Source organism: Streptomyces sp. NPDC096132, assembly GCF_044763345.1.
Classification (GTDB): Bacteria; Actinomycetota; Actinomycetes; order Streptomycetales; family Streptomycetaceae; genus Streptomyces.
In genome coordinates this window covers 293,196-318,545 of sequence record NZ_JBIWGA010000008.1, presented here as the reverse complement: position 1 = coordinate 318,545, position 25,350 = coordinate 293,196, and the positions used below count along the sequence as shown (strand labels likewise).

Here is a 25,350-nt window from a genome sequence, read left to right as displayed (position 1 = left end):
CCGGAACGGCACTCCTCGGCACCTCAGCCGCGCGGAGTCGGGGAACGCCTCGCGCAGGAGGGCCAACGAGGCCGGCACGATCACCGCGGCGCCCGCGCCCTGCACCAGCCGTGCCACGACCAGCACACCCAACTCAGGGGCGAAGCCGCAGGCCGCCGAAGCGAGGGTGAACACGACGAGCCCCGCCCCGAACGCCTGCCGCGCGCCGACCCGGTCGGTCACGGATCCCGCCGACAGGAGCAGCGCGGCGAACATCAGCGTGTAGCCGTCGACCACCCACTGCAGCCCGGTGATGCCGCTGTCGACATCACGGCCGATCTCGGGCAGGGCGACGGCCGCCAGCGCCCACTGGGCAGCGGTGCCGCTTGCCCGGCCGGGGTCCGTGCGGGGTGATCGCCGGGTGGACGCGCCGGGACTGAGCTCGGGTTCTCCTGTGAGAGGGGTGGTCTTCCGGAGCGGTGTCCAGCGTGCTCGTCACGCGCGTCGGGCGGCAGGCCGTGCTGTGCCGGGGAGCGGTGTTCCGGGGTGTGACAGGGCCGCTCAGGTCGTGTGCGCACTGGTCACAGACCTCTCGCAGGTGGCCTGTCACACTGGGGCCATGGCACGTGAGCAGCAGGGTGGCGGCGGCACGGAACTGGGACGCTTCCTACGTGCCCACCGCACCCGTGTGACCCCGGAGGAAGCGGGTGTGCCGGTCGGGCCCGGCCTGCGGCGCACTCCTGGCCTGCGCCGGGAGGAAGTGGCCACCCTCGCAGGGGTCAGCATCGACTACTACACGCGTCTGGAGCGCGGCAAGGAGACCAACCCGAGCCCGTCCGTCGTCGACGCCCTCGCCCGGGTTCTCAGGCTGGACGCGACGGCGCACGGACATCTGCGCGAACTCGTCGCCTGTGCCGCGCGCGGCACCGTCGCGGAACCCCCGGGTGAGCTCAGCCGCACCGTGCGCCCGGGGGTGCAGCTGATGCTGGACAACCTGCGCCCCTTCCCCGCGTACGTCGTCAGCCGGACGATGGACGTCATCGCCTGCAACCCGAGCGGGCTGCGGCTCTTCGCGGGCATGGGCGACTGGCCCGCGGACAAGCGGAACGTGGTGCGCTACATCTTCCTCCACCCGCAGGCCCAGAAGCTCTTCGACGACTGGGACGAGCAGATCCGTGCCTGCGTGGGCCGTCTGCGCGCCCTGGCCGGGGTCGAGGCCGACGCCCCGGACCTGGTCCGGCTGGTCGACGAACTCCACGCCAAGAGCCCGGAGTTCACCGACCTGTGGGAGCGCTACGACGTGCGCTGGCACACCCATGGCAGCAAGACCTTCCACCACCCCGAGGTCGGTGACATCACCCCCGGCTACCAGTCGATGCAGATCGAGGGCACACCGGGCCAGCGGTTCATCGCCTACTTCGCCGAACCCGGCACTCCCGACCACGACAGGCTGGTCCTGCTGGATATGACGACCTCTCCCGACGCGTCGGTGAGCGGCCCGCTCAGCGGCGGCTGACCGAGGCCTCGGAATCAGCGGCGGCCGAGGGTGTGCCGGCTGAGCTGAGTACGCCTACTCATGCGACCTCGCGCTCCCTCCGTCCACAGTGGTCATGGACACGGAAGGGGGGCGACAGTGGTGGGGCATCGACGGCATACCAGAGCCATTCCCGGCATGGTGTGCGGCGTGGCGCTGCTGGCGGCATCCGCCTGTTCGCAGGACGGCGCCACCAGCCCGAAGACCGCGCGGGCGGGCAGGCGAAGGAGTGGTTCTTCCAGGACGGGGACGACCAGTACAAGATCCGCTGCACGATGTTCGTCGACGCCTACTTCGGCGCCGACCCACACCGTGTGTCCGACACGATCGACGGCATCCTCACCGCAGGCGACCCCGAGGCCTCCCCGATGCCCTTCGACCACGACTTCATCTACGCGACCAAGGTCGTCGACTACTACCGGGGCAAGACACGCGACCCCCAGGGCCCAGGCACCGGCGATCCCAACGAACTGTTCAGCGCGCCTACGATCACGCTCAACTGGGACCAGATCCGCCAGAAGGGACAGCGTGCACTGATCGAGGAACTACCGACATGCTCCCCCAGCGATCCACCCGTCCAGCGATGCCTGCGCGAGCCGGCCTCCACCAACGTCACGAACATACGGCGCACGTACGGCATGGTGTTCAAGCTCAGCTTCTCCTCCAGCAACTACTTCACCGTGTACAAGGACGGTCAAGCAGTCGCCCGGTGATGCGGCTGCCAAAAAGCGTCCTCCCACACCGCGCGCACGGGTGGTACGCCGGCAGTGCCGCAGGCAAGTGTCAGCGCGTGCAGCGGCCCATGCCAAACCAGCAGGTCAGCGCGTCATGCGTGGGCACGGGGTGCGATGCGATCCGGCTGCTCTCGCACTGCTTCGTTCGAAGCGGGATTATGGGAGATGAGCAAACAAAGGGAGGCCCGCCATGAAATCCGGAGCCTCGGACGACGACACTGGGCTGTACTCTCACACACCCTCCCAGGCCGAGGGCGAGCGCGACGAACCGGACGAGCGTGCGGCCAAGGAACAGCATCCGGACGTCCCCAGGACCGAACCTTCCCAGGCGGAGGGCGAGCGGTCGGACGACGTCAGGACCCGATGACCGCACTGAAGGCGGCTCCGCCGGGCGGGCGCTGGGGGCCCGCCCGGCGTGCTGTTCGGCGCGGGCGGGTTCTCTCCCGCCGTGAACAGGTCCGTTACTTCAGGTAAGGGCCGTTCGCGCCGATCTTTCCGGGGCCGTCGAGGACGTACACCCGCAGGTTGCCCTTGCCCGGCGCCGCGACGCTCAGCGAACCGTTGGAGACGGTCTTCACGTCGCCGGTCACGGCGTCCCGGTAGGTGCCGTTGGGGATGCCGGAGTAGGTGGCCGCGTCGGTGACGGTGACAAGCACGAAGCTGTCGGTGGCGCCGCTGGTGTAGCGCCGTTTGAAGGCCATGCTGCCCGAGATGCCTTCGGTGGAGTACTGGCCCATCTGAAGGGCCGGGATCGCCCGGCGGATCTGGTTCAGCCGTTGCAGGTGTTGCACCAGGGGCTGGGCGAGCGTCGTGGCGACCTGGCCGTCGGCGGAGGCCACCGTGCCGAAGCCGGACGCCGTGATCGAGCCGGCCAGGTGATCGCCGTAGTAGGCACGGCCGGTCGTGGCGAGCGGGCAGGTCGGGCCGCAGTCGATCTGTTTGCCTTTCTGGAACTCGATCTCCGAGCCGTAGTAGAGGGTCGGGATGCCGCGGAAGGTCCACATCAGCGACATGTTCTCGGCCCAGGCGTCGGTGCCTCCGCTGTAGCGGGTGCTCGACTTGTTGGGGCCGTAGTCGTGGCTGTCGACGTACACGACGTTGTAGGTGGCGTCGTTGACGCTGTCGTCGGAGTCCTTGCCGTTGTTGTAGGCGTTCTGCGCGTCACTGAAGTTCATGTGCATGCGCATGTCGATGATGTTCATCCCGGAGAACCTGCTGTGGTCCGGGGTGTGGTAGGTGTTGCCCTGGAGGAAGGCGTTGGTGGACGTCGGCTGGTTGCCGGTGCCGAGGTTGTTCTCGTAGGTGTACTGCTCGATCGCCGCCGTCTCGTCGTCGGCGCTGTACTCCCTGCGTTCCTTCCATGTGTAGAACTGGGCGGAGTGGTTGACCGAGCCCCGGTTCCACTTGTCGTTGACGAAGGCCGCGACCTCGCCGAAGACGAAGAAGTTCTGTGCCGCCTCGGCGCCGAACCGCTGGGTGACGCGTTCCTGGATCGCGGGCAGGAAGCGGCGGTTCCAGGTGACCCGCGGGATGTGGACGGCCGTGTCGACGCGGAAGCCGTCGACACCCATGTCGATGTACTTGTCGTACGCGCCGATCAGGTAGTTCTGCACCTGGGTGTTCTCGGTGTTGAAGTCGGCCAGGTCCTCGTGCAGCCAGCAGGAACGGGCGTCCTCGCCCTCCCAGTTGCCGATCCAGCACTGGTGGTAGAAGGCCTTGGGGAACATGCCGGATGTGGGACTGGGCCACTGGCAGTTGTAGAGGGTGTAGCCCTCGGCGCTCTTTCCGCCGGTGGGCTTGCCCCAGTTGAGGCAGGTGTTGCCGGTCGGCTCGGCGGTGGACCAGAGGTCGCCGTTGTAGTACGCCTTACCGGACTTGGCCTCGACGGTGAGGCCGTCGTACTCGAAGCCGTCTTTCTTCTCGTCGTAGTACCAGCTCCACTGGCTGTCCCGGACGCCGTACACGGTCGGGGTGAACAGGCCCTTGGCGCCCCAGCGGGAGCTGTGGTTGTAGACGACGTCCTGGTAGATCTTCATGCCCTTGGCGTGGGCGGCGTTGATCAGATCCTGGTAGGAGGCACCGGTCGACTCCAGGCGGGCGTCGACCTTGTAGAAGTCGTAGCCGTGGTAGCCGTGGTAGTCGTAGTCCGAGCGGTTGAGGACGACCGGGGTGATCCAGACGGCCGAGAAGCCGAGTGCCTTGATGTAGTCGAGGCGCTCGACCAGGCCCTTGAAGTCGCCGCGGAACATGGGGTCGTCGTTCGCCGCGTTGCCGGACTTGGTGTGCTGGCTGCCGCCGCGGTTGTTGCTGCTGTCGCCGTCGTGGAAACGGGCGGTCATGACGAAGTAGATCGGGTCCTTGCGCGGGTCGGTACCCAGCGGGGTGCCGGCTGTCGGGGTGGCCGGCTTCTTCCCGGTCGTCGCCGTGGCCGCGGCGGAGGCGGCGGAGGTGTTGCCTGCCGCGTCCACGGCTTTCACGGTGTAGCTGTAGGCGGTGTCCTCCTCCAGGCCGGTGTCGGAATGGACGGTGGAGGTGACGTCGACGACCGTGCTGCCCTGGGTGCCGCCGGTGCGGGTGACCTGGTACTTGGTCACGCCGGTGTCGTCGGTGGCGGCGTCCCAGGACACCACCACGGAGGTGTTCGTCGCGCTCGCCCGTACGTTGGCCGGGACACTGGGCGCCTCGGTGTCGGGTTCCTCGGCGGTACACGGGTCCTTCGCGTTCGCGGTCACGGTGTTGTTCTTCACCGTGCTCGCCCCGGTCCCGATGGTGTAGTCCGCGCTGTTGTTGTTGTCCCAGACCCCGTTGCCGTTGTTGAAGGCGGCCTTCAGCGAGGTGGCCGTGCCGATGTCGACGGTCTTCTTCCACCAGCCGGTACAGGCGGCCTCCATGCCTACCCCGGGCACGGTGGTCCAGGAGCCTCCGGCGGGTGCGTAGTGGAAGTTCACGGTGGTCCAGCCGAGGGTCTCGGTCGAGTAGTAGACGGTCGACTCGTTGCCGGTGCCGCTCCCGCCGGAGTCGGCGCACGGGTCGCTGTGCGCCACCACGCCGTCCTTGACGGTGATGTCGCCGGTGCCCAGGGCGTAGTTCCGGCCTCCGTTGTTGTCCCAGACTCCGTTGCCGTTGTTGAAGGTGGCCTGGAGCCCGGCGGCGGAGCCCAGGTCGACCGTCAGCTTCACCCAGTCCGTGCACGCGGTCTGCATGCGCGTGCCGGGCACGGTGGTCCATGACCCACCGTCGGGGGCGTAGTGCAGGTAGTGGTCCGACCAGTTCTTCGTCTTCGTGTAGTAGAAGACGGTGGCCGAGGTGGCGGTGGCGGACGCCGAGTCGGCGGCCGCCGCGGGTGCGGTGGGGAGGGTGATGGGCAGGACGAGTGTCACTGCGGCGAGGGCTCCGGCCGCCCAGGGCTGGGCGAGGGAGCGGCGGCGTCTCATGCGCGGCTCCAGGTGGGGTGGGGAGGGTGCCACGCCTGCATCGACTTTCTGAAACTTTTAGCAACTCCTTGCAGGCATCCGGAGGTTACCTGTACATGTCAGCGGCGTAAAGGGTCTGCGCCGGGATCAGCCGGGCGGCAAGGGCTCCCGTGCAAGCGGCAGTGCGGGCCGAAGGAGGCGCAGCAACAGTTACGTCGCCACCCGCGTGACGGCGATGGAGCTGCGCTGTACCTGCGGAAACGAGTCCGCCTGTCTGATCGAGGGGCAACTCGGCCCGTGACGGGACCAAACAGGCGATCTACAATCCCTTCAAAATCAGTAACTGGAGTATCCGCACCGGGGGCATTCCATGGCGATAGCGCCACTCGACGACGAGGACCTGTTGCCTGGCGAAGGCATCATTCTGCGCAAGAACGCCAACGCGGTCATCACCGTGCGCGCGGCCGGTCTGTCGCGGTTCGCCTTTGACGACCTGATGTGGCTGGTCGGTATGCGTGGGAAGGAGGCCATCGGGGGGCGCTTGTACCTCACGAACTACCGCCTCGTCTTCAAGTCCCACCGCTTCAACCGCGTGCGCGGCACGTTCAGCATCTTCCTTCCCACCATCGAGGAGGTCAGGGATGCCTCCTTCGCGGTCACCCGCCAAGTCACCGTCTCCACGGCCCTGCAGGACGCCACGTTCGTCGTCTGGGGCATCCCCCAGCTCATCGAGACCATCGACCAGTGCCGGGCCGAGTTCGACCCCGCCTACACCGCCGACCTGGCCGCGCTCGTACTGGCGGAACCCTGGAAAAGCGGTGGCGGCCTCCAGACTGTCGCCCACTATGAAGCGCTGAACAAGGGCCTGAGTGCGGCCCGCAGATGGGGGGACGACTTCACGGAAGCCGCATCAGCCGTCGCCCACTCGATCGACAGCCGGTCCAACCACGCAGACGTAGCCGCAGCCCTGCACGTGGCAGAACTCCTGCTCCACACCGACGGGTCCGTGTGAAGCGCAGCCGGCACCTGATGCCGTAGCCGAGGGAGCCAGAGCAGCAGTAGGTACCGCGATTACGTGGATCTACGGACGACACCTGCGCCCGAACGATGGTGTATTCATTCGTCCTGAGAGCACGAGCGGGTGCCGGGGAGCGGGCGGTGCCGGTGACGGCGCGGTCGTACACGCACCCGGTGCTGGACGGACGCGTGGTCGTACGGCTGGTCGCCGGGGAGCTGGGCGCGGCCGCGGACCTGGCCGCCGGTCATCTGGGCCTCGTACCGCATTCGGAACCGGTCGAGGTCGGGCTGGGGGCGCGGCAGACGCTCGGGTTCCCGGAGTGGGTGCTGGTGCACCATCCGCAGGCGGGTCGGCAGGCGCTGGACCGTCGTCCCGGAGCTGGAGCGGATCGCCCGTCTGGCGAAGTCCCGGCCGGGGGCCGCTCTCGACGCGTGCCGGGAGACCGCCGACCGGCTGTCCGCCGCCGTGTCGCACTTCCTGCCGACGTTCTACGAAGAGGCGGCGCGCGCCTTCCTGGCGGCGGAGAACTCCGCGTACGCGGCCCAGTTGTTCGGCCGGGCCCGCACGGCTGAGGCCGAGCACGGGCTGGCGGTGGACCAGGAGCGACTGGACGCCGTCTTCCTGGAGTTCGCCCTGGCCGGGACGGTGTCGGCGAAGGCGATGTCGGCGTACGCGAAGGAACTGGCCACCCGGCTGCCGGCGGCCGAGGCGCTGGAGCGCTTCAGCCTGCTGTGTCTACGGCGCACCGCGGGCGGTCTCGTGCCGTCCGCCCAGCTGGGGCTCGACGTGCGCAGGCTCGCGCGGGCGGCCGGGGCCGAGCAGGTCTTCCTCGTCGACCTGTTGGCGCTGCCTGCCACGCTGCGGGCGCCGGCCGGCTGGTGGAAGACCCATCACGCGGCCCTCGTCGAACTGGCCCGGCAGCGGCCCTCGGTTTCCTTGGTCTGCAGAAACCGCCCGGTCGGGCCGGCCACCCCTGGCTGCAGGATGCCGCCGCTTGCACCAACCCAGAACGTCAGCTCGGACTGCTTCGGTCAAGAGCCGGATCCCTTATGTATCCCGTTCAGGAAAGACGCCGGATCGTGGGGCGCACGCTGCCCTACAGTGACGCCATGAGCAATCACTCCGAAGCTCCTGTCACGCCCGTCGATGCCTATGAACCCCCCTACTACGTGGCTGTCTTCAGTGCGGTGAGAACCCAGGACCAGAGCGGCTTCAGCGAGACCAACGCACGTATGGAAGACCTGGTGAAGGACATCCCTGGGTTCCTGGGGATGGATCACGCGCAGACTCCTGGCGGGCTGGGCATCACCGTCGGGTACTTCCGCGACGCCGACGCCCTCACGGAGTGGCGGACCAACGCCGAGCACCGCGCGGCGCAGAAGCGCGGGCGAGTCGAGTGGTACGAGAGCTACACGCTGCATGTGGCGAAAGTGGAGCGGAGCCACGGGTTCGTACGAGAGCAGAGCACGACAGCACGCTGACCGACCGAAGTCACCTCACCGCTTGGTGGATCCGCATCACTTGGCGGCGAGCAGTGAGCGGGTGCCATCGTGTCTCTCGAAGTAGTCGCGCAAAGTGGTCAGTTGGGGTCGGGCACGTCCCTCCGCGTCCATCAGGCCGAAGCCACGCTGGTGGAGATTCGTGTCCGTCGCCGGACGGGCCCAGTGGGCAGTGAAGACAACGCCCAGACGGATCTGCGGGTAGCGCAGGCGAGCCAGCTCGAAGCTGCGCACCAGGGATCGGCCGGCCGTGGCTGCGTCCTGGACTCCACGACGCCACGGCTGGCCGGCCGGCACCCCCGCGTTCGAGTGCACGGAGAAGCCGAACTCGGTCCACCACACCGGTTTGGCCGCGTCACCGTACTTCCGCATGACATCGAGCACCGCCGGGAAGTGGGTCATCCGGTAGCGGCTGGGCGGCTCGTCGTCCCATGGGTCTTTGGTCTGGTCGTCCAGGTACGGGTGCAGGGCCAGGACGTCGAAGTCGTCACGGGCATCGCCCCGGTAGACACCTTCGATGAAGTCCTCGTCGGTGTAGCAGGGGCCACCGAGAACCACCACCGCCGATGGGTCTCCGGAGCGCAGTCCTGCCGAACAGGCCTTGAGCAGATGAACATAGCGCCGGGTCCGGCTCGCGGGGTCGGCGTCGCCGGTGAAGGCCTTGAGGTTGGGTTCGTTCCAGACCTCCCAGGCGTAGACGTGCTTCCCGTAGGTCTTCGCCATCCAGCGAGCCCATGGGCGAATCGACTCGGGGTCCTCAGGGAATTGTGTGAACGGCTCTCGAGCGGCCGCATGCGGGCGCGCCCACTGCGGCGACTGGTGCACCGTGACCAGCACTTTGAGACTGCGTCGCGCGGCCGCGTTCAGCAGGGTGGCGAAACGTCGGTTGTAGTAGTGCGAGGTGCTGAACTCGCCACGGGACGGCTCGCTCGTCGACCACCCTACGTCGACACGGATGAGGGAGACTCCGTGCGCGCGAAGGCGGTCCAGATGGTGGCCGAAGAGGGGCAGGGGTGTCCCGTCCCTGGCCCAGTAGTCGTCCCACAATCCGTGGAACTGCACGCCGAAAGCCGGCGGCCGCGAGTCTGCCGCGACGGTGGGCGAGAGCGCGTTCCCGCTGCTCGGAATCACGGCTGCGGGAACGGCCAGGGACAAGAACGTGCGGCGGCGCATCGGCGACCACTCCTCGGAACGGGTCAGCACTCGGTGTTGTCATGGCCACGGGTCACCGGAAGCTCCGCGATCGGCGTCCACCCTCGGCGCAAGGCCGAGAACTTCACGCCCGTGCCGGTCCACTCACTCGGCCGGCTGTCGGCAGTGGGCATCATGACGACGTAGATCACGAACTGGCGGCCGATGAAGGACGGCGACCGGTCCCCCACCCACATGACCGCTTCCCACTTCCTCCGATCCATGGGGTCGAACCGGAGCCGCTCCTGGGTGAAGTAGACCTCGTACCGCTTGTCCCTCACGAAGATCCAGTACGCGTGGTCGGCCGGCGGCGGTGCGTCGAACTTGCCGTACACATGCTGGCAGAGTGCGGCGAGCCCGCCCTCCGGTACGCCCTCAATCGTCGTAGAGGGCACGCGCCCGGCCTCGTCGGACACCGCGCTCGTGAAAAGCCGCTCGACCGGCGGCGCGAGGACGGGGTAGATCGAGGCGAGTGAAGCCGCCACGGCGAGCCCGGCCACCATCTTCCGTCGCCATGTGCCGAAGCGGGCCCTGGCAACGGTCGGTTCATCCTCCGCTCTACGGGGCTCGGGAACCACCGGCGGGGCGCCGGCGGTGTCAGCGCCGTCCGACGCGGTTTCCGGATCTGGGGCTGGGCTCGCGGGCAACGAAAGGCTCCTGGACATACACGACGTGTTCTCGGGGCGCCACGCTAGAGGGCTCGAACCCCCGCCACACTCCCGGTCCGTCCGGCCTCACCCATTTGGCTGGAGTCGTGTGGGAGCCCGAAGCAGATGCAGTGGGCGTGATCGCGACGTGCGCCCCGCCAGTGCCTCAAGTGCGAAAGTGCCTCGCGGGTCCGTCGAGGCACCTGTGCGAGCGGCCCTCGAGGCACGTATGAGGGCCGGGCGCGCAAGAGTGTGGTGGACGTGTCGCGGCTCGGGTGCCCAGGCGGGAAGCTCTGACTGAGAGGTGACCAGACGCGGTGCGTGAGTCGAGCCGGCCATGCGCCCGCGCCTGCCGTCCCCGACAGCCGTCGGCATGCGCAGGATTCATGGACGTACGTCCGCCACAGTCTGCAATGGACGGCAACGAGAGGAAGAAAGGGAAAGGACGAGCAGTGAATCGACCGCCGTTCTCACCTGCCGTCGCCGTGTCTGCGCGGCAGGGCATGGGCTTGTCCCCGCAGCAGGTCACGGAGCAGATGCGCGTGTGCGGGGCTCCGGTGGACCCCGCGCAGGTTCATGCCTGGGAGGCCGGTGAGTACCGCCCCACCGAGGACGAGTTATTCGTCCTCGCGGACGTGCTCTGGTGCCGGACCACGGATCTGATGGGCATCGAGGAACCCAGCACGCTGGCCGAGCACCGTCTCGCGCGACAGTTCAGCACGGCCAAATTGGCCCGGCGCATCGGAATGAACGCCGCCGAATACGTGGCGGCCGAAGAACGGAACAGATGGACCGGCAACGGCCGCCAGACGGTGGCCCTTCTGCGCACGCTGAACCTCACCCCGCTCCAGCTGACGAAAGCCACGGGACAGACCGACATGCTGGGGATCATGGACGCCGAGCGGCACGGCAAGGGACGACACCACGATCATCCCCGGCATTCCGCCGCCACGAGGCGCTGGGACTCGTCCTCCGGTTGGTGACCCGAATGCCCGCACCCGCGCGGGCGGCCCCACGCCCTGGCGGGTCAGCGAGGGTGGATCGCAGCCTCGGCTGCCGCCTTGATACGGCGGCCGAAGGCGTCGGAGTCCTTGCGTGCGGCAGCCAGGGCCAGGCCGACCAGCAGCTTCCCCAGCCCATGGCCTTCGAGGACGTTGAAGATCCGCACCCGGGTTCTGCCGTCGTGCAGTGGCTCCAGGTCGTAGCCGCCCTCCCGCGCCGTGACGGTGTTCTTCGACACCTCCGCCCACCGGAGCTTCACCGGGGCTTCGAAGGAGGTGATACGGAACTCCCTGGCCGTCTTCATCCCGGCGTCCTTGACCGTGCTCCGGAAGACGGTGCCCTCGGAGGTCGGCGCGTCCGGGATCCGCTCGATCCTGAGCACCCGGGGACTGAACTGCGGATCGTTGCGCCCGTCGGCCAGGTAGGCGAACACCTCTTGGACGGGCCGGTCGACCTCGACCACCGCTTCGAATTGTCCGGACATAGACACTCCAGGTGGATTGAGTCACGTATCGCAACGGCACCGCGACCCTACGGGACCGGCGGGCATCTCGCGCGGTGTACGCCAAGACCATGACGGGCAGGCGTCGGCACTGGCTGGAAGCCGGCCCGCCTGAAGACGGCACGCGCCGAACACGGTCGCCGTGCGTCGTCCCGCCCGCACCGAGGATGGCACCGCACCACACCGGCACCACCCGACTGTGGCCGGATTGGCCGTCTGACGGATGTTCGATCCCGGCGATACTCAGGGCTGGGCAATCCGTCCCGAATTTCCGTCTCCGGAGGCCGCTGATGCCACAGATCAGTGTTCACACCGCCGTGCTCGAGGCCTGGCTGTCGGGTGCCGAGAGCGCGTACGGGCAGGTCAACCCCGCCGGGCCGCTCTACGTCGGTGGCGCCGCCGCCGAAGCCGCGCTCACCGACCCGAGCGACTCCCTCTACGGCTTCTGTTCCAGCCCGAGCGGGTCGCAGGGCAGTTGGTGCTGCTGACCGCCTGAGGCACGTGTGCGGCCCTCGATGGAGGGCTCTCCCCTGTGCAATGCCGTGACGTGGAACAACGGGAGTGGGGGAGCCGCACCGTACCGGACGCGTACCGCCCCGGGGAGCGGGGGTGTCCGGGGCTTGCGGTGCGGTTCTCCTGCCCCTTCCGTGCACATCGGCAGCCGAGCACGCACTCACCGCGGAACAGGGATGGTGGATGGTGAAGGGATCAGCTCCGGTGACGCCGGCGGACAGGGACGAGACGGAATGGTTCGCCCGTCCCGTCCGTACCCTCGGGCGCCCGTGGCGGGAGGAACTCGCGCGGCGGCTGGCGGACGTGGACGCCCTCAGCGCCCAGGAACGGGATGTCGTACTGGAGGCCGGTCACACGGCGCTGCTCAGGTCCCTGCACGCGAAGCTGTCCCGTCTGTTTCTGATCGAACTGCACGCGCTGCGCGTCGCGGCGGACGGTGTGCCGGCCGGTCAGGCGGCGGGGGCCGAAGCCGACACGGCGACATGGGCCGCGTTCATCGAGCAGGCCGCCGAGGAGGGCTATCTCGACCGGCTGGCCGGCCGCTACCCCGTCGTCGGTCGGCGGGTCGCGTCGGTCGCGCGGTTGTCGGTGGGCGCGACGGCCGGTTTCGCCGAGCGGTTCGCCGCGGACCGAGAACTTCTGCGGCCGCTGTGCGGAGCGTCCGCGGGACGGTTGCGCGCCGTCACGTTCGGGGCGGGCGACACCCACCGGGGCGGACTGACCGTCAGCCGCGTCGATTTCGACGACGCGAGCGTCATGTACAAGCCCCGCTCGTCCCTCATCGACAGGGCGCTGGGCGCTCTTCTGGAGGAGGTGTTCGACGACTTCGCCGACGCCCCGGCACCGCACGAGCGCATCAGGGTCCCGGGGACGCTGGCCCGCGAGGGCTACGGCTGGGCCGAGTTCGTCCACCACCGCTACTGCGCCGACGACGCCGAACTCGCCGTCTTCTACCGCAACGTCGGACACTGGCTGGCCGTGCTGCGCTTGACGGGCGGCACCGACATGCACGCCGAGAACATGATCGCGGCCGGTCCGGTGCCGGTCGTCGTCGACGCCGAGACCCTCTTCGACTCCCCCGCGCCGTTCCCGCCCAGCGGGCGCGGCGACGCGGTGGACGTGGCGGCCGCGGCGATCCGCCGTACCGTGCTGCGCACCGGACTGCTGCCCGTGCGCGGTACCGGTTTCGCGCTCGGCGGGGTCGACATCTCCGGGGTCGGGGCGTTGCCCGGCCAGCAGCCGCTGATCCCTCACCCCGTGATCGCGGAGGGCGGTACCGCCGCCGCCCGCTTCGAGGTCGATCTGGTGGCCATGCCCACCGCGGGCAACCACCCCAGCCCCACCCCGGTGCTGAGCGCGTACTGGGACCGGATCCTCGCCGGGTTCCGCGAGATGACGGCACACCTGCGACGCCCCGGCACGGACGCGCACCGACTGCTGCGCCGTTTCGAAGGCACCCAGGCCCGGCGAATCCTGCGGCCCACTCAGGCCTACGTCGACATCGGCCGGATGCTGTGGCATCCGGCATCGCTGCACGACGAGCCCAAAGCCGTGGAACGGGCCCGCGACATCCTGCGCCGCAACGCCGAAGTACTCCCCGGGGCGCCCACCGACCGCGTCGCTGTAGACGGCGAGATCTCGGACCTCCTTGTCGGCGACGTGCCGATGCGCACCTTCACCGTGGACCGGGCCGCCGTGCAGGCCACGCTGCGGGATTGGCACACGACCGACCTCCCGCTGGAGGAGTCGGTGATCCAGGATGCCCTGGTCGGCGCCTACCTCAACGAGCGTTCGCTGCCCGGGCGGGTGCAGGCCGCCGCCCGCAGCCCGCACGCCCGGGACCGGGAACGGCGCCGTCGCGACCTGGCCGCGCGGATGGTACGGCGGCTGTGTGACGGGGCCGTGCGCGGAGCGGACGGCACGGTCACCTGGATCAGCCCCGTCTTCACGCCCGCCGGATGGTCCATCAGGGTGCTGCCCGCCGACCTCTACACGGGGCAGGGCGGCGTCGCGCTGGCACTCGCGGAATATCTGGCCGAGGTGCGGGCCGGACGGGCGGACGAGGTGCCCGGCGTCACCGACACCTTCAACGGGGCGCTACGGGTCCTGATCAGCACGGAGGACCAGACACCCGTGCCACCCTCGGCAGGGGCCTTCAGCGGTGCCGCGTCCCAGGTGTGGACGTGGCTGGCGCTGCACCGAATCCTCGGCGAGGCCTGGCTGCTGGGGAGAGCCGCCCGGCGAGCCCTGCCCCTTGCACAAGGCCAGCTCGTCACGGACGACGTCGAGGTCGACCTCCTCAACGGTGCCGCCGGCGCCGTCGTCCCGCTGCTCGATCTGGCCGCCGCGACCGGGCAGGACCGCTGGCTGGCCGCCGCCGCCCGCATCGGCCGCCGCCTGAGCCGACTGGCCGTCATCGACGCCGCCGGCGCCCGCTGGACCACCCGGCTCAACCCGCAGGGCATCGGCGGCTTCGCCCACGGAGCCACCGGCATCGGTTGGGCTCTGGCCCGTCTCTCGCTCAGCAACGCGGGCACCGCCCTCGAACGAGATGGCTGGAGGCACCTCGCCGAGCAGGCCTTCGCCTACCAGGAATCCCTCTGGCAACCCCTTCAGGGCAACTGGATCGACGCCCGCATCGGCGCCGAGGAGGACTTCTTCACCAGCTGGTGCCACGGCAGCGCGGGCGTCGGCATCGCCATGCTCGACCTCCACCGGCGCACGGGTGATCCCGCGTGCCTCGACATGGCGCAACGCGCCGCCCATGCGTGCACCGCCGAAGGCTTCGGCTGGAGTCACACCCTGTGCCACGGCGACCTCGGCCTCTGGGAACTACTCACCGCCCTCGACCCCGCCCACACCACCCGTCTCGACGCGGAGATCCTCACCAGCCTCGAACAACGCGGCCCCACCGGCGGCCTGGCCCGCGAAGCCTTCTCCCCCAGCCTCATGGCCGGCCTCGCCGGAGTCGTCCACACCCTCCTGCGCATGAACCCCGCTGCCGACCTCCCCAACCCTCTCCTCCTCGACCACGCCGCATCTCCCCACCGCGGTAACTAGAAGGAACCCACAAAGAAGAGGAAGGCGTACGGAAGCACGAAAGCCGCGGTGACGCCAAATCTCCAGTCACCGGACCATATCCAGGCGATGATCAGGCACGGGATCGCAAAGAACAGGACGATGGACACCCACATCGCCCACCCGCTCGGATGCGGCGCCTCATCCGCCCAGTCAGCAGCAGCGGTGGCAGCGGTCCCGGAAGGAACCGCGTCGGTGGGCTCCTCGTCGAGCCAGACGCGGTCAACGCTGATGCCGGCGGCCGAAAGCGCCTCCACCGCACGACGCTTGGTGTCCTCGCCTGCGCCATCGACTCTTATGTTGAGCGAACTCATCGGCCCCTCCCCGGCTGCATTCCCGATGGTCCATGCAACAACGCGCGCTCCGCTGATTGTGAAGGCGATCCGGAGCGAGAAACAGCCCAGTCCCGGTCAGTCCACCGGGTGACCGGGACTGATGTCGAGACAGTCGCCGAGCCTCAGCGGGGATCCGTCGGCGCGCTCGCCCCACTGCACGGGCTCCAGGACGAAACCGACGTGATCACCCCCGTCGAGGTGCCCCTCGACGGTGCCGACGAACCAGGCGGCCGTGTCCTCCAGTACCACCGCCCCGCCGAGTGCCCGCGTCCAGCGCACCCGCGTGAACTTGTCGACCCGGTCTCCCGTCTCCCCGCCGAAGAGGGCCGCCAGCTCCTGCTGGTCGCGGGTCAGCAGATGCACGGCGAGGTACCGCGCGGTGCGGGCCACCCCATAGGTGTGGTTGACCTTGGACAGCCATACGACGAAGCGCACGGGCCGGATGGAGCACTGAGAGGAGAACCCGACCAGGCACCCCGACCGCTCCTCGCCCGCGGCAGCCGTGACCACGCACATCTCGGGGTTCAAACGACCCATGAACGCGTCGACGTCCGGCACGCCCTCACCTCCCGTCCGCTGCTCCACTCCCACCGTTTCCCGAGAGGCCGTCCTCGGGTTTCCATCCCCAGACGGTGAGCATGCCGGCCGACAGCGCGGCGCATTCGTCCGAGTTCAGGTACCGGACCGCCGCGTCGACGGCCGTGTCGTCGACCAGCCCGGTGGCGAGCATCGCTGCTCTGCTCCTCTCCCATGTGTCCGCCCAGAAACGGCTGATGGGACTGCCCGGCAGCAACGGCGGCACATGGATCTCGGCGGCGACGGACACGAGCCCCACTCCACGCAGCAGTTGCGGGTACGACGGTACCCAGGTGACATCGGTGCCGATGGTTGCCCGCAGCCCCTGCCACATCGCCCGCATCACCGCGTTGTACGGCGTGTCGGGCGTCCTGTCGCTCGTCAGGTCGACCGCGTCGCTGAGCACCAGCACGCCACCGGGCGCGACGAGTTCCGCCAATGCCGTGATGAGGCGGTCGCGCTCGGGCAAGTGCATCAGCACGAAGCGGGCGTGGACGAGCCCGAACCGGCCGGGGGCGAAGTCCGCCGCGGTGATGTCGGCCTCCAGCACATCGAGCCCGGGCACGGGCCGCGCCCTGAGGAAGCGCACGTCGCGGTCCACGGCAAGCACGCTCGCCACGCCCGCCTCGTCCAGCAGTCGACGGGAGACCGTGCCCGTACCGGCACCCAGGTCGAGGCAGTGCCACCCCCAGCCGACCCCGAGTGCCCGCAGCCGCGCCATGGTGATGTCGTCGTAGGCGAGGGCTCCGAAGTCGATGCGCTCCCCCTCGCCCGCCCGTTCCGGACGGAAGACGGCCTCGCCGTAGCGGCCGCGGCCCGGTGCGTCCCCGCGCGGGGCGCCAGTCACGTCGCGCTCGGCATGACCTGGAGGGTGTCGTCTTCGATGAGTTCCCGTGCCCGGTCGACCGGAGACTCGAACGGTGGGTCGTCGAACAGTTTCATGACTGGACCTCTTCACACGGTGGGGCGGAGCCGGGCGGCCCGAACCGCGGCTGCCGCCCTACCCGATCCTCCACCGGCGACAGCCCGCACGGCCGAGGCGCGCCGCGCCTGAGCCGATCGGACACCGCTCCGGGCCGATGGCACAGTGCTGCTCGCACCGGTCACTTCCGCTCCAGCGCTGCCAGCCGCAGCTCAAGCTGGTCAACTCGGTGCCGTAGCAGGGTGACCTGGGCTTCCAGGCTGACTTCCCGTTCCGCCCGGCGCTGAATGCGCGGTGACGCGGCGGCGCGCTCGATCACCGCGTCCAACTGGACCAGGCGCTGCGGCCCGTTCGGGCCGTCCACCAGCCGTGACTGGATCTCGCCATTGCGGTACCAGGACCGCAGGGCCGAGCGGGAAACGCCGGTCTCGGCCTCCGCCTTGGCCAGCGTGACCCAGGGTGTCTCGTCCAGCTGCTCGAACAGCTCCAGCTCGCTCTGCCAGCGCGCGAGCCGGTCCTCCCAGTCCGACGGTGTCTCCATCACACCTTCCCTTCAGCATGGTGACCCTGTCAATAACAGTGTATTGACAGGGTTGAGAGCATAGAGCCATGCCATTTGAACGGTTCACGGTGAAAGCCCGCAAGGTGGTCGTCACGGCTCAGGAGGAGGCGAGGCTGCTCAAGCACAGCTATATCGGCACGGAGCACATCCTGTTGGGGCTGCTCGACGCGCCGGACAGCATGGCGGCGAAAGTCCTGCACCAGCTCGGGTACGACAAGGAGACGGCGCAGGCCGACATCGCCGCGGTGGCCAAGCCCGGCACGGAGGAGCTGCGCGGCCATATCCCGTTCGCGCCGGGCGCGAAGAAGACGCTGGACCTCGCCCTGCGCGAGGCGCAGCAACTGCGCCACACCTACATCGGTACGGAACACATCCTGCTCGCCCTGGCCAACGGGGAAGGTGAGGGCGTCGGCGCGACGGTACTTGCCGAGCGGATCAATCCGATCAGCAAGATCCGTGCCGCGGTGCTGGCCTCACTGGAGGGGCCGCAGGACGTCGAGGCCGGCAGCCCCTGGCCGACCGGCACACCTGCCACCCAGGACACCGTGTCCGCCGCGAGCGCGCTGGCCGGTGGCGCACCGGTCGGCAGCCATCATCTGCTTGAGGCGATGCTGCGGGCGGAGAACAGCATGGCGGCCAGGGTGCTGCGCGAACTCGGGGTCGACCCGGACGCGGTCGCCGCCAAGATCGACGAACTGGATCCGGAGACGACCACGGACGCGAACCCGGAGGAGGCCGCCGCGCGCAAGATGGAAATCCGGCTGGTCGACGATGAGGTGCACCTGATCCTGCGGGACCCGACAACGCTCACGGTCGCCAAGAAGGTCACCGAGCTGTCCGGCGGCCCGGTCCAGGGCGTCGGCCCGGTCGCCGGGATGTTCGTCCCGCTCTGGCGGTCGGCCAACCAACTGCTGCAGCAGATCCAACGCACGCTGGAACCGGAACCGGAACCCGAAGACGGGGGCGGATCCGCCGCGAGCAATGTGGCCAAGGTCGTGCGCACGGTGCTCGCGCCCCGGCTCCGCCGGTGAACCCATGACCATCACCATCGTCGGAGCCGGGCTGGGCGGCCTGGCCCTTGCCCGTGTGCTGCACGTGAACGGCATCGATGCCGTCGTGTACGAACGGGAATCCTCGCGCGGCGCGCGCGGTCAGGGCGGCATGCTCGATCTGCACTCCGGGACCGGGCAGCGGGCGATGCGCGAGGCCGGACTGATCGACCAGTTCCACGCGATCGCCCGTCGTGAAGGCCAGGACCTGCGACTTCTCGAGCCGGACGGCACCCTGCTGTTACAGGAGGACACGCCCGACGACGCCCCGCTCGACCGACCTGAGGTCGACCGTGCCGATCTGCGCAACCTGCTGTTGGACTCACTCCCCTCAGACGCGGTGCGCTGGGGGCACGCGTTCGAAACCGCCGACAACGGCCTGCTGCACTTCGCCGACGGCAGCAGCGCGACGTACGACCTGCTCGTCGGGGCCGACGGCGGTGAATCCCGGGTCCGCGCGCTGCTCACCGACGCCCGACCAACGCACACCGGCCAAAACGTCGTCGAGCTCGGCATTCCCGACATCGACCGCACCCGCCCCGACCTCGCGGCGATGGTCGGGCGCGGCAACTACTGGGTGCTCGGCAGCGGACAATCCCTGTCGGCACAGCGCAACGGCGACGGCCGCGTACGCGTCTACCTCAGCTTCTACGACACCGCCGAGGACTGGTTCGCGACCAGTGGGATCCCGTTCGGCGACCCAGCCGCCGCCCGGGTGCGGCTGATCGAGCTGTTCACCGGCTGGGACCCACGGTTCACCGCACTGATCGCAGCCTGCGACGACACGGTCCTGCCGCGGTCGATCACCACTCTCCCGGTCGGCCTGACCTGGCCGTCGACGCCGGACGTCACGCTGCTCGGCGATGCCGCGCACCTGATGCCGCCGGTGGGGCAGGGCGCCAACATGGCGCTGCTCGACGGCGCCCTGCTCGGCCTCGCGCTGGCCGCGCACCCGGGCGACTTTCCCGCCGCCGTCGAAGAATACGAACGCGAGATGTTCGAACGCACCAGCGCCGCCGGGCGGCAGTCCGCGCACGTCCAGGCAATCCTGTCAGCGCCGGACGCCGGCCAGAAGATGCTCGCATTCTTCCAACCTTCGACTCCTACCGCGGCGACGAACCGGACACCCACGTGACGCTTCCTCAGCGAACTCTATTGACCGGTCAATTGGCTAATTGTACGGTGCTATAAGCTCGAGACGCTGACGGAGCTCACCATGACCGCGCCGCTTTACGTACAGATCAGGCGAGAGATCGAGGCGAAGATCCGGGCCGGGGAACTGCCTCCGGGCTCGCGGTTGCCGACCGAGAAGGAACTCTCCACCCAGTACGGCGTCAGCCGTGCCACGGCCCAACGGGTCCTCAACGACCTGGCCGAGGCGGGACTGGCGATTCGCCGACGGCGCCACGGAACGTTCGTCGCGGACGTGACGCGGCAGATCAATCTGCTCAACTTCGTCACCCCCGCGGCAGCCGTGAAGGGCGTACCGGGCAGACACGAAGTCGTCTCCGCGCGGATCGTCAGGGCCGCCGACGCCATCCTGGCGCTCCCCGGCGCCGCTGCCGACACGGCCGTGGTGGAGCTGGTCCGCCGCAAGCTCGACGTGCGCGAGGAGCCGCAGTCGGTCGAGCGGCACGTCGTTCTCTTCGCAGTGGCCCCGGACCTGCTGAACGAGAACCTCGAGGATGTCGTCACCCTGCGGTATCTGCTGCGCAGAGGAGTAGCGGTCGACGCGATCCGGCTCTACCTCGACCCCGTGACCCTCGGCGAGCAAGACGCCGTATTGCTGCACAGCGAGATCGGAACACCCGCGCTCATGAGGCGCAGGGAGTTGCGTGCCGAAGACGGAAGCACCGTCGAGGTCGTCACGACCCTCGTCCGTCCGGGAACCGCCGAGTTCTTCCTGGAGCTTCCGGTCCCCACCCTGTGAGCAGCGTGTCGCTGCCGGAAAGGAGAACCGCACGATGAAGGTCATCATCATCGGTGCCGGTGTGCTGGGGGTGAGCGTCGCGAGGCAGCTCGCCGTCGCCGGCGAGGACGTTCTCCTGCTCGATCAGTGGGGAGTCGGCGCCGGTACGAGCGCGACCACCTTCGCCTGGACCAACTCCAGCCGGAAGCCCGACCCGGACTACCACCGCCTGAACCTCGCGGGGATGGAGGAACACGCCAGGCTCGCCGAGCAACTGCGCGGCGCGCCGTCCTACTTCCCCAGCGGAGCGCTGCAGTGGGCGGACGCCGCGAACGAGCAACGGCTCGCCGACAACGTGGAGCGACTGCGGTCCCTCGGCTACCCCGCTCACTGGATCCCACGTGACGAGGCAACGCGGATCGCGGGCGACGTCCGTATCCCGGCGACCGTGACGTCCATCGCGCACTTCCCCAGCGAGGGATACGTTCTGCCGGACGTCTTCGTGAACAGCCTGCTGGCGGACGCCGAGCAGCACGGGGCCACGTGCGCGATCGGCGAGGTCGTGGCCATCGACGACAGGCCGGACGGAGTCGCCGTCACCCTGGCGGGCGGAAAGGTCTGCACGGGCGATCGGGTCGTCCTGGCGGCAGGCCGCTGGACGGAACGGCTCGCCGCACGTGCCGGGATCGACGTTCCCATGGTGACGGACACCGGTCGCGGGGCGCAGACCGTCGGGTTACTCGGGTACGCCCGGTCCCCGGAACTCGATCTGCGCTGTGTGATCCACAGCCCCGGCCTCAACCTCCGCCCCGCGACCGGCGGGCACACCGTCCTGCAGGCCCTCGACCTGAACGCCGACGTCGATCCGGCAGACCCTCCGTCCGCGGACGGGGCCATCGCAAGCACCCTCGCTCGGCGGTTCTCGGCACTGCTGACCGACCGGAGCCGGGCACCGAGGATCGACCTGCGCATCGGCTTCCGCTCACTGCCCGCAGACGGCCACACCGTCGCCGGCTACGCCTCCGCGCGGTCCCGCGTCTACTGCCTCGTCTCGCACAGCGGGGTCACCCTGGCACCGATTCTGGGACGCTTGGCCGCGGCCGAGATCACAACCGATCAGGAACAGGATCTCCTCCGGAGTTTCCGGCCCACACGATTCACCGGCATACGGCGCTCGGACACCGAGGTGGATCAACACGCCACCCGTCTGGGTGAGCAGTAGCCGACAGCGACGCCGGCTGCCGCAGGTTGTCGATCTCGGCCCGCACCGCTTGCTGGTACGGGTTGGTCGGCTCGTGGTCCGAGCCGGTTCGGAGGCGTGCGAGTTCTCGCAGATGACTGCGCAGCCCCTCAGCTCACGAGGCCGGCCTTCGTCAGCCACTCCTTCGCGACCGTGTCGGCGTCCTCCTTGTCGTTGACGAGCTTCTTCATCATGTCCTGCAGGTCGGCGGTGGTGAGTTTGGCGGAGACTGCGTTGAGCGCCGCCTTGGCCGTGTCGTCGACCGCGGACTTGTAGACGAGGGGCGTGACGTTCTGCGAGGAGAAGAGGTTCTTCGGGTCCTCCAGGACCACCAGCTTGTCCTCGACGATGGCCGGGTCGGTCGTGTAGATGTTGGCGGCCTGCACCTTGCCGTCCTCCAGCAGCTTCAGCAGAGTGCTCTGGGCACCCGCGTCGAGCGGCTGGAACTTCCCGAACTCGACGCCGTAGACCTTCTCCAGACCGATCCAGCCCTGCTGGCGGGTCTTGAACTCCGAGCCGGCGCCGAGGGTCAGCTTGCTCGCGACGGGCTTGAGGTCGGCGAGGGTCTTGAGGTTGTACTTGGCGGCGGTCTCCGCGGTGACCGTGACCGAGTCCTTGTCCTCGGCCTCGGCGGAGTCGAGGATCTCCACCGACGACGGGAGCTTCTCCTTCAGCTCGGCGTTGATCTCCTCGGTGCCGGTCGCGGTGCTCGTCTTGTCGACCGCCACCGCCAGCAGAGCGCCGTTGTACTCGGGGAAGACGCTGATGCCGCCCTTGACGATCTGGTCGTAGTAGACCTCACGGGCTCCGATGTCGAACTTGCGCGTCACCTTGAGGCCCTTGGCTTCGAGTGCCTCGGCGTAGATCTCGGCGAGCAACTGGTTCTCGGGGAAGTTCGCTGAGCCGACGACGAGGGCCTTGCCGTCGCCGCCACCGGTGCTGCTGCCCGTCAGCGGATTGCTGTCGCTGTCGCCGCCATCGCCGCAGGCGGTCAGCGAGAAGGCGGTGATCAGGCCGAACGCGGCGGCGCGGTACACAGCTCTCTTGGGGCTCATGGGTGTTTCCTTTCTTGGGGCCAGCAGGGCCCGGAGGCTCGGAAGAACTCAGGATCTGGACGCCGTGACGCGCAGGCCCGGCGAGACGACGACGCGCCGCAGCGCGGTGAAGACGATCTGGACGACGAGCGCCAGGAGGACGACGACGGCGGAGCCTCCGATGACGAGCTGGTAGTCGTTGCGGGAGAGTCCGTCGACGATGAAGCGGCCCAGGCCACCGAGGCCGGGGTACGCCGCGACCGTGGCGGTGGCCACGACCTGGATCGCGGCGATCCTGAGGCCGAGGAGGATCAGCGGCAGCGCCATCGGCACCTCCACCCGTGTCAGCACGTCCCACTCGGTCATGCCGACCCCGCGCGCCGCGTCCCTGGTGGCGGGGTCCACCCCGCGTACGCCCTCGAAGGTGTTGATCAGGATCGGCGGGACCGCCAGCGCGACCAGGGCCACCAGCACCGGGGTGGTGCTCAGCCCTGCGAGCGTGACGACGAGGACCACCAGGCCGAAGGTGGGGATGGCCCGCGCCAGGTTGGCGACGCTGGCGACGGCGAACGCCCCGCGCCCGGTGTGCCCGACGAGCAGCCCGAACGTCAGCCCGATCAGGGCGGCGAACAGCAGCGACACCCCGCTGTAGGCGAGGTGTTCCAGGAGCCGGTGGGGGATGCCGTCGTCGCCGTGCCACTGCTGCGAGGACGTCAGCCACTCCCCCACGAGCCGGACCTGGTTCAGGAAATCGTTCATGACGACGTCACCTTGCTCCGGGACCACGGGGTGAGCAGCCGCTGCGCGAGGACCAGCAGCGCGTCGGTGGTGAGCGCGAGCAGCATGATCAGCGCGATAGCGGTCACGATCGGGGTCGGGAAGTCGAGCTGGAGGCCCCGGGTGATGTAGTAGCCGAGACCGCCCTGTCCGATCAGCTGGCCCACGGCGACGAGACTGATGGACGAGACGGCGGCGACGCGTACCCCGGCTATGACGACGGGTACGGCTATCGGCAGCTCGACCTGGACGACCCGGCGTGCCGTGCCGAAGCCCAGCGCGGTGGCAGCCTGCCGGACCGGTTCGGGGACCGAGGCGAGGCCGTCCACGACGTTGGGCACCAGAACCGACAGGGTGTAGAGCGTCAGCGGGATCATCACCGTGCGTTCGGTCAGCCCCGTGTAGCGGACGAAGATCATGAACAGGGCCAGCGACGGGATCGAGTACAGGATGTTGGCCGCGGTCAGCACCGGCGCGTACAGCCGGCGCCAGCGATGGCACGCGATCCCGAGCGGCACCGAGATGATCAGCCCGAACAGCACCGGCAGCAGGCCGAGTCTCAGATGCACCTCGGTGTAGTCGGCCAGCTCGCCGGCGTGATCGCCGATCCACTGCCACCGGACGAGCGGCTCATCGTCGTTCATCGGTCATCACCGTCGGCCTTCTCGCCGTTGCCGTCGGCCTTCTCGCCGTTCGCCGTCGCTTCGGTGGCTTCGGCGGCCGTCACGACGGACAGTTCATGGGCGTCCGCGACGCCGACGACCGCGCCGTCCGCGTCGACACCCACCGCGAGCCGGGCGGGTGACAGGAGTGCGGAGTCGAGGGCCGCGCGTGCCGAGTCGCCGTCGAGACTGAAGGTGTGGCCGAGGAGGGTCAGAGGCGCGTCGGCCAGCGTGCCGCTCTCGGGCAGCTCGGCGGCCGCGACCCAGCCGAGCGGTCGCCGGCCGTCGTCGACGACGAGCAGCCAGTCCTCGCCGGCCGCCCGGGCCTGCGCGACGGGAGTGGCGGCCGTCAGTACCGGACCCTGGCGCAGCGGCACTTCGGCGGCCTTGACGAAGGACAGCCGGCGGATGCCCCGGTCCTGTCCCACGAATCCGGCCACGAACGCGTCGGCCGGGTGGGCGAGCAGCCGCTCCGGGGTGTCGAACTGGGCGAGCTTTCCGCCGGTCCGGAACACCGCGATGTTGTCGCCGAGTTTGATCGCCTCGTCGATGTCATGGGTGACGAACACGATCGTCTTGTGCAGCTCCTTCTGCAGCCGGATGAACTCGGCCTGCAGCTCCGCCCGGACGATCGGGTCGACGGCGCTGAACGGCTCGTCCATCAGCAGCACCGGCGGGTCGGCGCCCAGCGCCCTGGCCACCCCGACGCGCTGCTGCTGTCCGCCGGAGAGCTGGTTCGGGTAGCGCTTGGCCATCTCCGCAGGCAGCCCGACCAGTTCCAGCAGCTCCGCCGCCCGTGCCCGCGCCTTCTTCCGGCTCCAGCCGAGCAGCAGCGGAACGGTCGCGATGTTGTCGAGGATGGTGCGGTGCGGGAACAGCCCCGCGTGCTGGATCACGTACCCGATGCCCCGGCGCAGCTCGGGTGCGTGGACCTCGCGGATGTCCCGGCCGTGCAGGCTCACGGTCCCGGAGGTCGGCTCCACCATGCGGTTGATCATGCGCAGGGTCGTGGTCTTGCCGCAGCCGGAGGGACCGACCAGGACCGTGATGCCGCCTTCGGCGAGCTCCAGGGACAGTTCGTCCACGGCCGTGGTGCCGTTCGGATAGTTTTTGCTCACCGCGTCGAATCTGATCAAGGCTGCCCCTTACCCGGACTGCATATGGTCATGCAGAG

Annotated in this window: 24 protein-coding genes and 2 pseudogenes; 13 read left to right on the top strand and 13 right to left on the bottom strand. The window is 69.1% G+C overall.

The features are described 5' to 3' along the window. Positions 1-36 precede the first annotated feature (36 nt). Positions 37-345: pseudogene (locus ACIRF9_RS21465) on the bottom strand (MFS transporter); the annotation flags it as partial. Positions 346-598: 253 nt separating this feature from the next. On the opposite strand from ACIRF9_RS21465, the gene ACIRF9_RS21460 reads away from it, so the two are divergent. The 3 genes from ACIRF9_RS21460 to ACIRF9_RS21450 all read left to right on the top strand — a co-directional run bounded on the left by ACIRF9_RS21460 (position 599) and on the right by ACIRF9_RS21450 (position 2,614). Beyond that, positions 599-1,495: a helix-turn-helix transcriptional regulator gene (locus tag ACIRF9_RS21460; RefSeq protein WP_403824358.1), complete on the top strand. Its 897-nt coding sequence runs from the start codon at positions 599-601 to the stop codon at positions 1,493-1,495. A gap of 161 nt (positions 1,496-1,656) precedes the next feature. Next, a complete protein-coding gene (locus ACIRF9_RS21455; protein WP_403824355.1) occupies positions 1,657-2,226 on the top strand; it encodes a hypothetical protein in 570 nt (189 codons plus the stop codon). Between the two features lie 211 nt (positions 2,227-2,437). After that, entirely contained in the window at positions 2,438-2,614 is a 177-nt protein-coding gene (locus ACIRF9_RS21450; RefSeq protein WP_403824352.1) for a hypothetical protein, read from the top strand. A gap of 94 nt (positions 2,615-2,708) precedes the next feature. Here ACIRF9_RS21450 and ACIRF9_RS21445 read toward each other — a convergent pair whose 3' ends face one another. Then, the gene (locus ACIRF9_RS21445) at positions 2,709-5,681 is read right to left on the bottom strand and encodes a carbohydrate binding domain-containing protein (protein WP_403824349.1); all 2,973 of its coding nucleotides are present in this window, start codon (positions 5,679-5,681) and stop codon (positions 2,709-2,711) included. 349 nt (positions 5,682-6,030) lie between these two features. Between ACIRF9_RS21445 and ACIRF9_RS21440 the strand changes: the two genes are divergently transcribed. The 3 genes and pseudogenes from ACIRF9_RS21440 to ACIRF9_RS21430 all read left to right on the top strand — a co-directional run bounded on the left by ACIRF9_RS21440 (position 6,031) and on the right by ACIRF9_RS21430 (position 8,159). Beyond that, positions 6,031-6,672 (top strand): hypothetical protein, encoded by a 642-nt coding sequence (locus tag ACIRF9_RS21440; protein ID WP_403824346.1) that lies wholly within the window; start codon positions 6,031-6,033, stop codon positions 6,670-6,672. 95 nt (positions 6,673-6,767) lie between these two features. After that, positions 6,768-7,611 (top strand): annotated as a pseudogene (locus ACIRF9_RS21435) (DNA-binding protein); the annotation flags it as partial. A 176-nt stretch (positions 7,612-7,787) separates the two neighbouring features. Then, on the top strand, positions 7,788-8,159 hold the full coding sequence (locus tag ACIRF9_RS21430; RefSeq protein ID WP_403824343.1) for an antibiotic biosynthesis monooxygenase family protein: 372 nt from the start codon (positions 7,788-7,790) through the stop codon (positions 8,157-8,159). Positions 8,160-8,195: 36 nt separating this feature from the next. Here the strand turns inward: ACIRF9_RS21430 and ACIRF9_RS21425 are convergent, their stop codons facing one another. Continuing rightward, positions 8,196-9,350: a cellulase family glycosylhydrolase gene (locus tag ACIRF9_RS21425; RefSeq protein WP_403824341.1), complete on the bottom strand. Its 1,155-nt coding sequence runs from the start codon at positions 9,348-9,350 to the stop codon at positions 8,196-8,198. A gap of 23 nt (positions 9,351-9,373) precedes the next feature. Next, the gene (locus ACIRF9_RS21420; protein WP_403824338.1) at positions 9,374-9,853 is read right to left on the bottom strand and encodes a hypothetical protein; all 480 of its coding nucleotides are present in this window, start codon (positions 9,851-9,853) and stop codon (positions 9,374-9,376) included. A gap of 575 nt (positions 9,854-10,428) precedes the next feature. On the opposite strand from ACIRF9_RS21420, the gene ACIRF9_RS21415 reads away from it, so the two are divergent. Continuing rightward, positions 10,429-10,998, top strand: coding sequence for a helix-turn-helix domain-containing protein (locus ACIRF9_RS21415; RefSeq protein WP_403824335.1), 570 nt, complete (start codon positions 10,429-10,431; stop codon positions 10,996-10,998). A 44-nt stretch (positions 10,999-11,042) separates the two neighbouring features. On the opposite strand, the gene ACIRF9_RS21410 is transcribed toward ACIRF9_RS21415, so the two are convergent. Next, the gene (locus ACIRF9_RS21410; RefSeq protein ID WP_403824332.1) at positions 11,043-11,501 is read right to left on the bottom strand and encodes an SRPBCC family protein; all 459 of its coding nucleotides are present in this window, start codon (positions 11,499-11,501) and stop codon (positions 11,043-11,045) included. Between the two features lie 308 nt (positions 11,502-11,809). Here ACIRF9_RS21410 and ACIRF9_RS21405 point away from each other — a divergent pair, with 308 nt between their 5' ends. Both ACIRF9_RS21405 and ACIRF9_RS21400 read left to right on the top strand, forming a co-directional pair. Next, positions 11,810-12,007, top strand: a complete 198-nt coding sequence (locus tag ACIRF9_RS21405; protein ID WP_403824330.1) for a DUF6229 family protein — start codon at positions 11,810-11,812, stop codon at positions 12,005-12,007. Positions 12,008-12,215: 208 nt separating this feature from the next. Continuing rightward, positions 12,216-15,092, top strand: a complete 2,877-nt coding sequence (locus tag ACIRF9_RS21400) for a type 2 lanthipeptide synthetase LanM family protein (protein WP_403824327.1) — start codon at positions 12,216-12,218, stop codon at positions 15,090-15,092. Here the strand turns inward: ACIRF9_RS21400 and ACIRF9_RS21395 are convergent. From ACIRF9_RS21395 to ACIRF9_RS21380, 4 genes are all read right to left on the bottom strand, one after another. Continuing rightward, positions 15,089-15,424 carry a hypothetical protein gene (locus ACIRF9_RS21395; RefSeq protein ID WP_403824325.1) on the bottom strand — a complete coding sequence of 112 codons (336 nt, stop codon included), beginning with the start codon at positions 15,422-15,424 and terminating at the stop codon, positions 15,089-15,091. The genes ACIRF9_RS21400 and ACIRF9_RS21395 overlap by 4 nt on opposite strands. A 96-nt stretch (positions 15,425-15,520) precedes the next feature. After that, entirely contained in the window at positions 15,521-16,003 is a 483-nt protein-coding gene (locus ACIRF9_RS21390) for a flavin reductase family protein (RefSeq protein WP_403824323.1), read from the bottom strand. Between the two features lie 4 nt (positions 16,004-16,007). After that, the gene (locus ACIRF9_RS21385) at positions 16,008-16,868 is read right to left on the bottom strand and encodes a class I SAM-dependent methyltransferase (protein WP_403824320.1); all 861 of its coding nucleotides are present in this window, start codon (positions 16,866-16,868) and stop codon (positions 16,008-16,010) included. A 256-nt stretch (positions 16,869-17,124) separates the two neighbouring features. Further along, positions 17,125-17,484 carry an excisionase gene (locus ACIRF9_RS21380; RefSeq protein ID WP_403824318.1) on the bottom strand — a complete coding sequence of 120 codons (360 nt, stop codon included), beginning with the start codon at positions 17,482-17,484 and terminating at the stop codon, positions 17,125-17,127. 68 nt (positions 17,485-17,552) lie between these two features. Here ACIRF9_RS21380 and ACIRF9_RS21375 point away from each other — a divergent pair, with 68 nt between their 5' ends. From ACIRF9_RS21375 to ACIRF9_RS21360, 4 genes are all read left to right on the top strand, one after another. Beyond that, positions 17,553-18,536 (top strand): Clp protease N-terminal domain-containing protein, encoded by a 984-nt coding sequence (locus ACIRF9_RS21375; protein ID WP_403824315.1) that lies wholly within the window; start codon positions 17,553-17,555, stop codon positions 18,534-18,536. Positions 18,537-18,540: 4 nt separating this feature from the next. Beyond that, positions 18,541-19,689, top strand: coding sequence for an FAD-dependent oxidoreductase (locus tag ACIRF9_RS21370; RefSeq protein ID WP_403824312.1), 1,149 nt, complete (start codon positions 18,541-18,543; stop codon positions 19,687-19,689). Positions 19,690-19,770: 81 nt separating this feature from the next. Beyond that, positions 19,771-20,484 carry a GntR family transcriptional regulator gene (locus ACIRF9_RS21365; protein WP_403824309.1) on the top strand — a complete coding sequence of 238 codons (714 nt, stop codon included), beginning with the start codon at positions 19,771-19,773 and terminating at the stop codon, positions 20,482-20,484. 34 nt (positions 20,485-20,518) lie between these two features. Then, a complete protein-coding gene (locus ACIRF9_RS21360) occupies positions 20,519-21,685 on the top strand; it encodes an NAD(P)/FAD-dependent oxidoreductase (protein WP_403824306.1) in 1,167 nt (388 codons plus the stop codon). A gap of 128 nt (positions 21,686-21,813) precedes the next feature. Here ACIRF9_RS21360 and ACIRF9_RS21355 read toward each other — a convergent pair whose 3' ends face one another. Genes ACIRF9_RS21355 through ACIRF9_RS21340 form a run of 4 tightly spaced genes read right to left on the bottom strand, consistent with a single transcriptional unit; the run spans position 21,814 to position 25,312 of the window. Then, positions 21,814-22,758, bottom strand: a complete 945-nt coding sequence (locus ACIRF9_RS21355; protein ID WP_403824304.1) for an ABC transporter substrate-binding protein — start codon at positions 22,756-22,758, stop codon at positions 21,814-21,816. A gap of 48 nt (positions 22,759-22,806) precedes the next feature. Then, positions 22,807-23,496, bottom strand: coding sequence for an ABC transporter permease (locus ACIRF9_RS21350; RefSeq protein WP_403824301.1), 690 nt, complete (start codon positions 23,494-23,496; stop codon positions 22,807-22,809). After that, the gene (locus ACIRF9_RS21345; protein WP_403824298.1) at positions 23,493-24,158 is read right to left on the bottom strand and encodes an ABC transporter permease; all 666 of its coding nucleotides are present in this window, start codon (positions 24,156-24,158) and stop codon (positions 23,493-23,495) included. Before ACIRF9_RS21345 ends, ACIRF9_RS21350 begins: the two co-directional genes overlap by 4 nt. Then, entirely contained in the window at positions 24,155-25,312 is a 1,158-nt protein-coding gene (locus ACIRF9_RS21340) for an ATP-binding cassette domain-containing protein (protein WP_403824295.1), read from the bottom strand. The genes ACIRF9_RS21345 and ACIRF9_RS21340 overlap by 4 nt, the downstream gene beginning before the upstream one ends. Between the last annotated feature and the right edge of the window lie 38 nt (positions 25,313-25,350).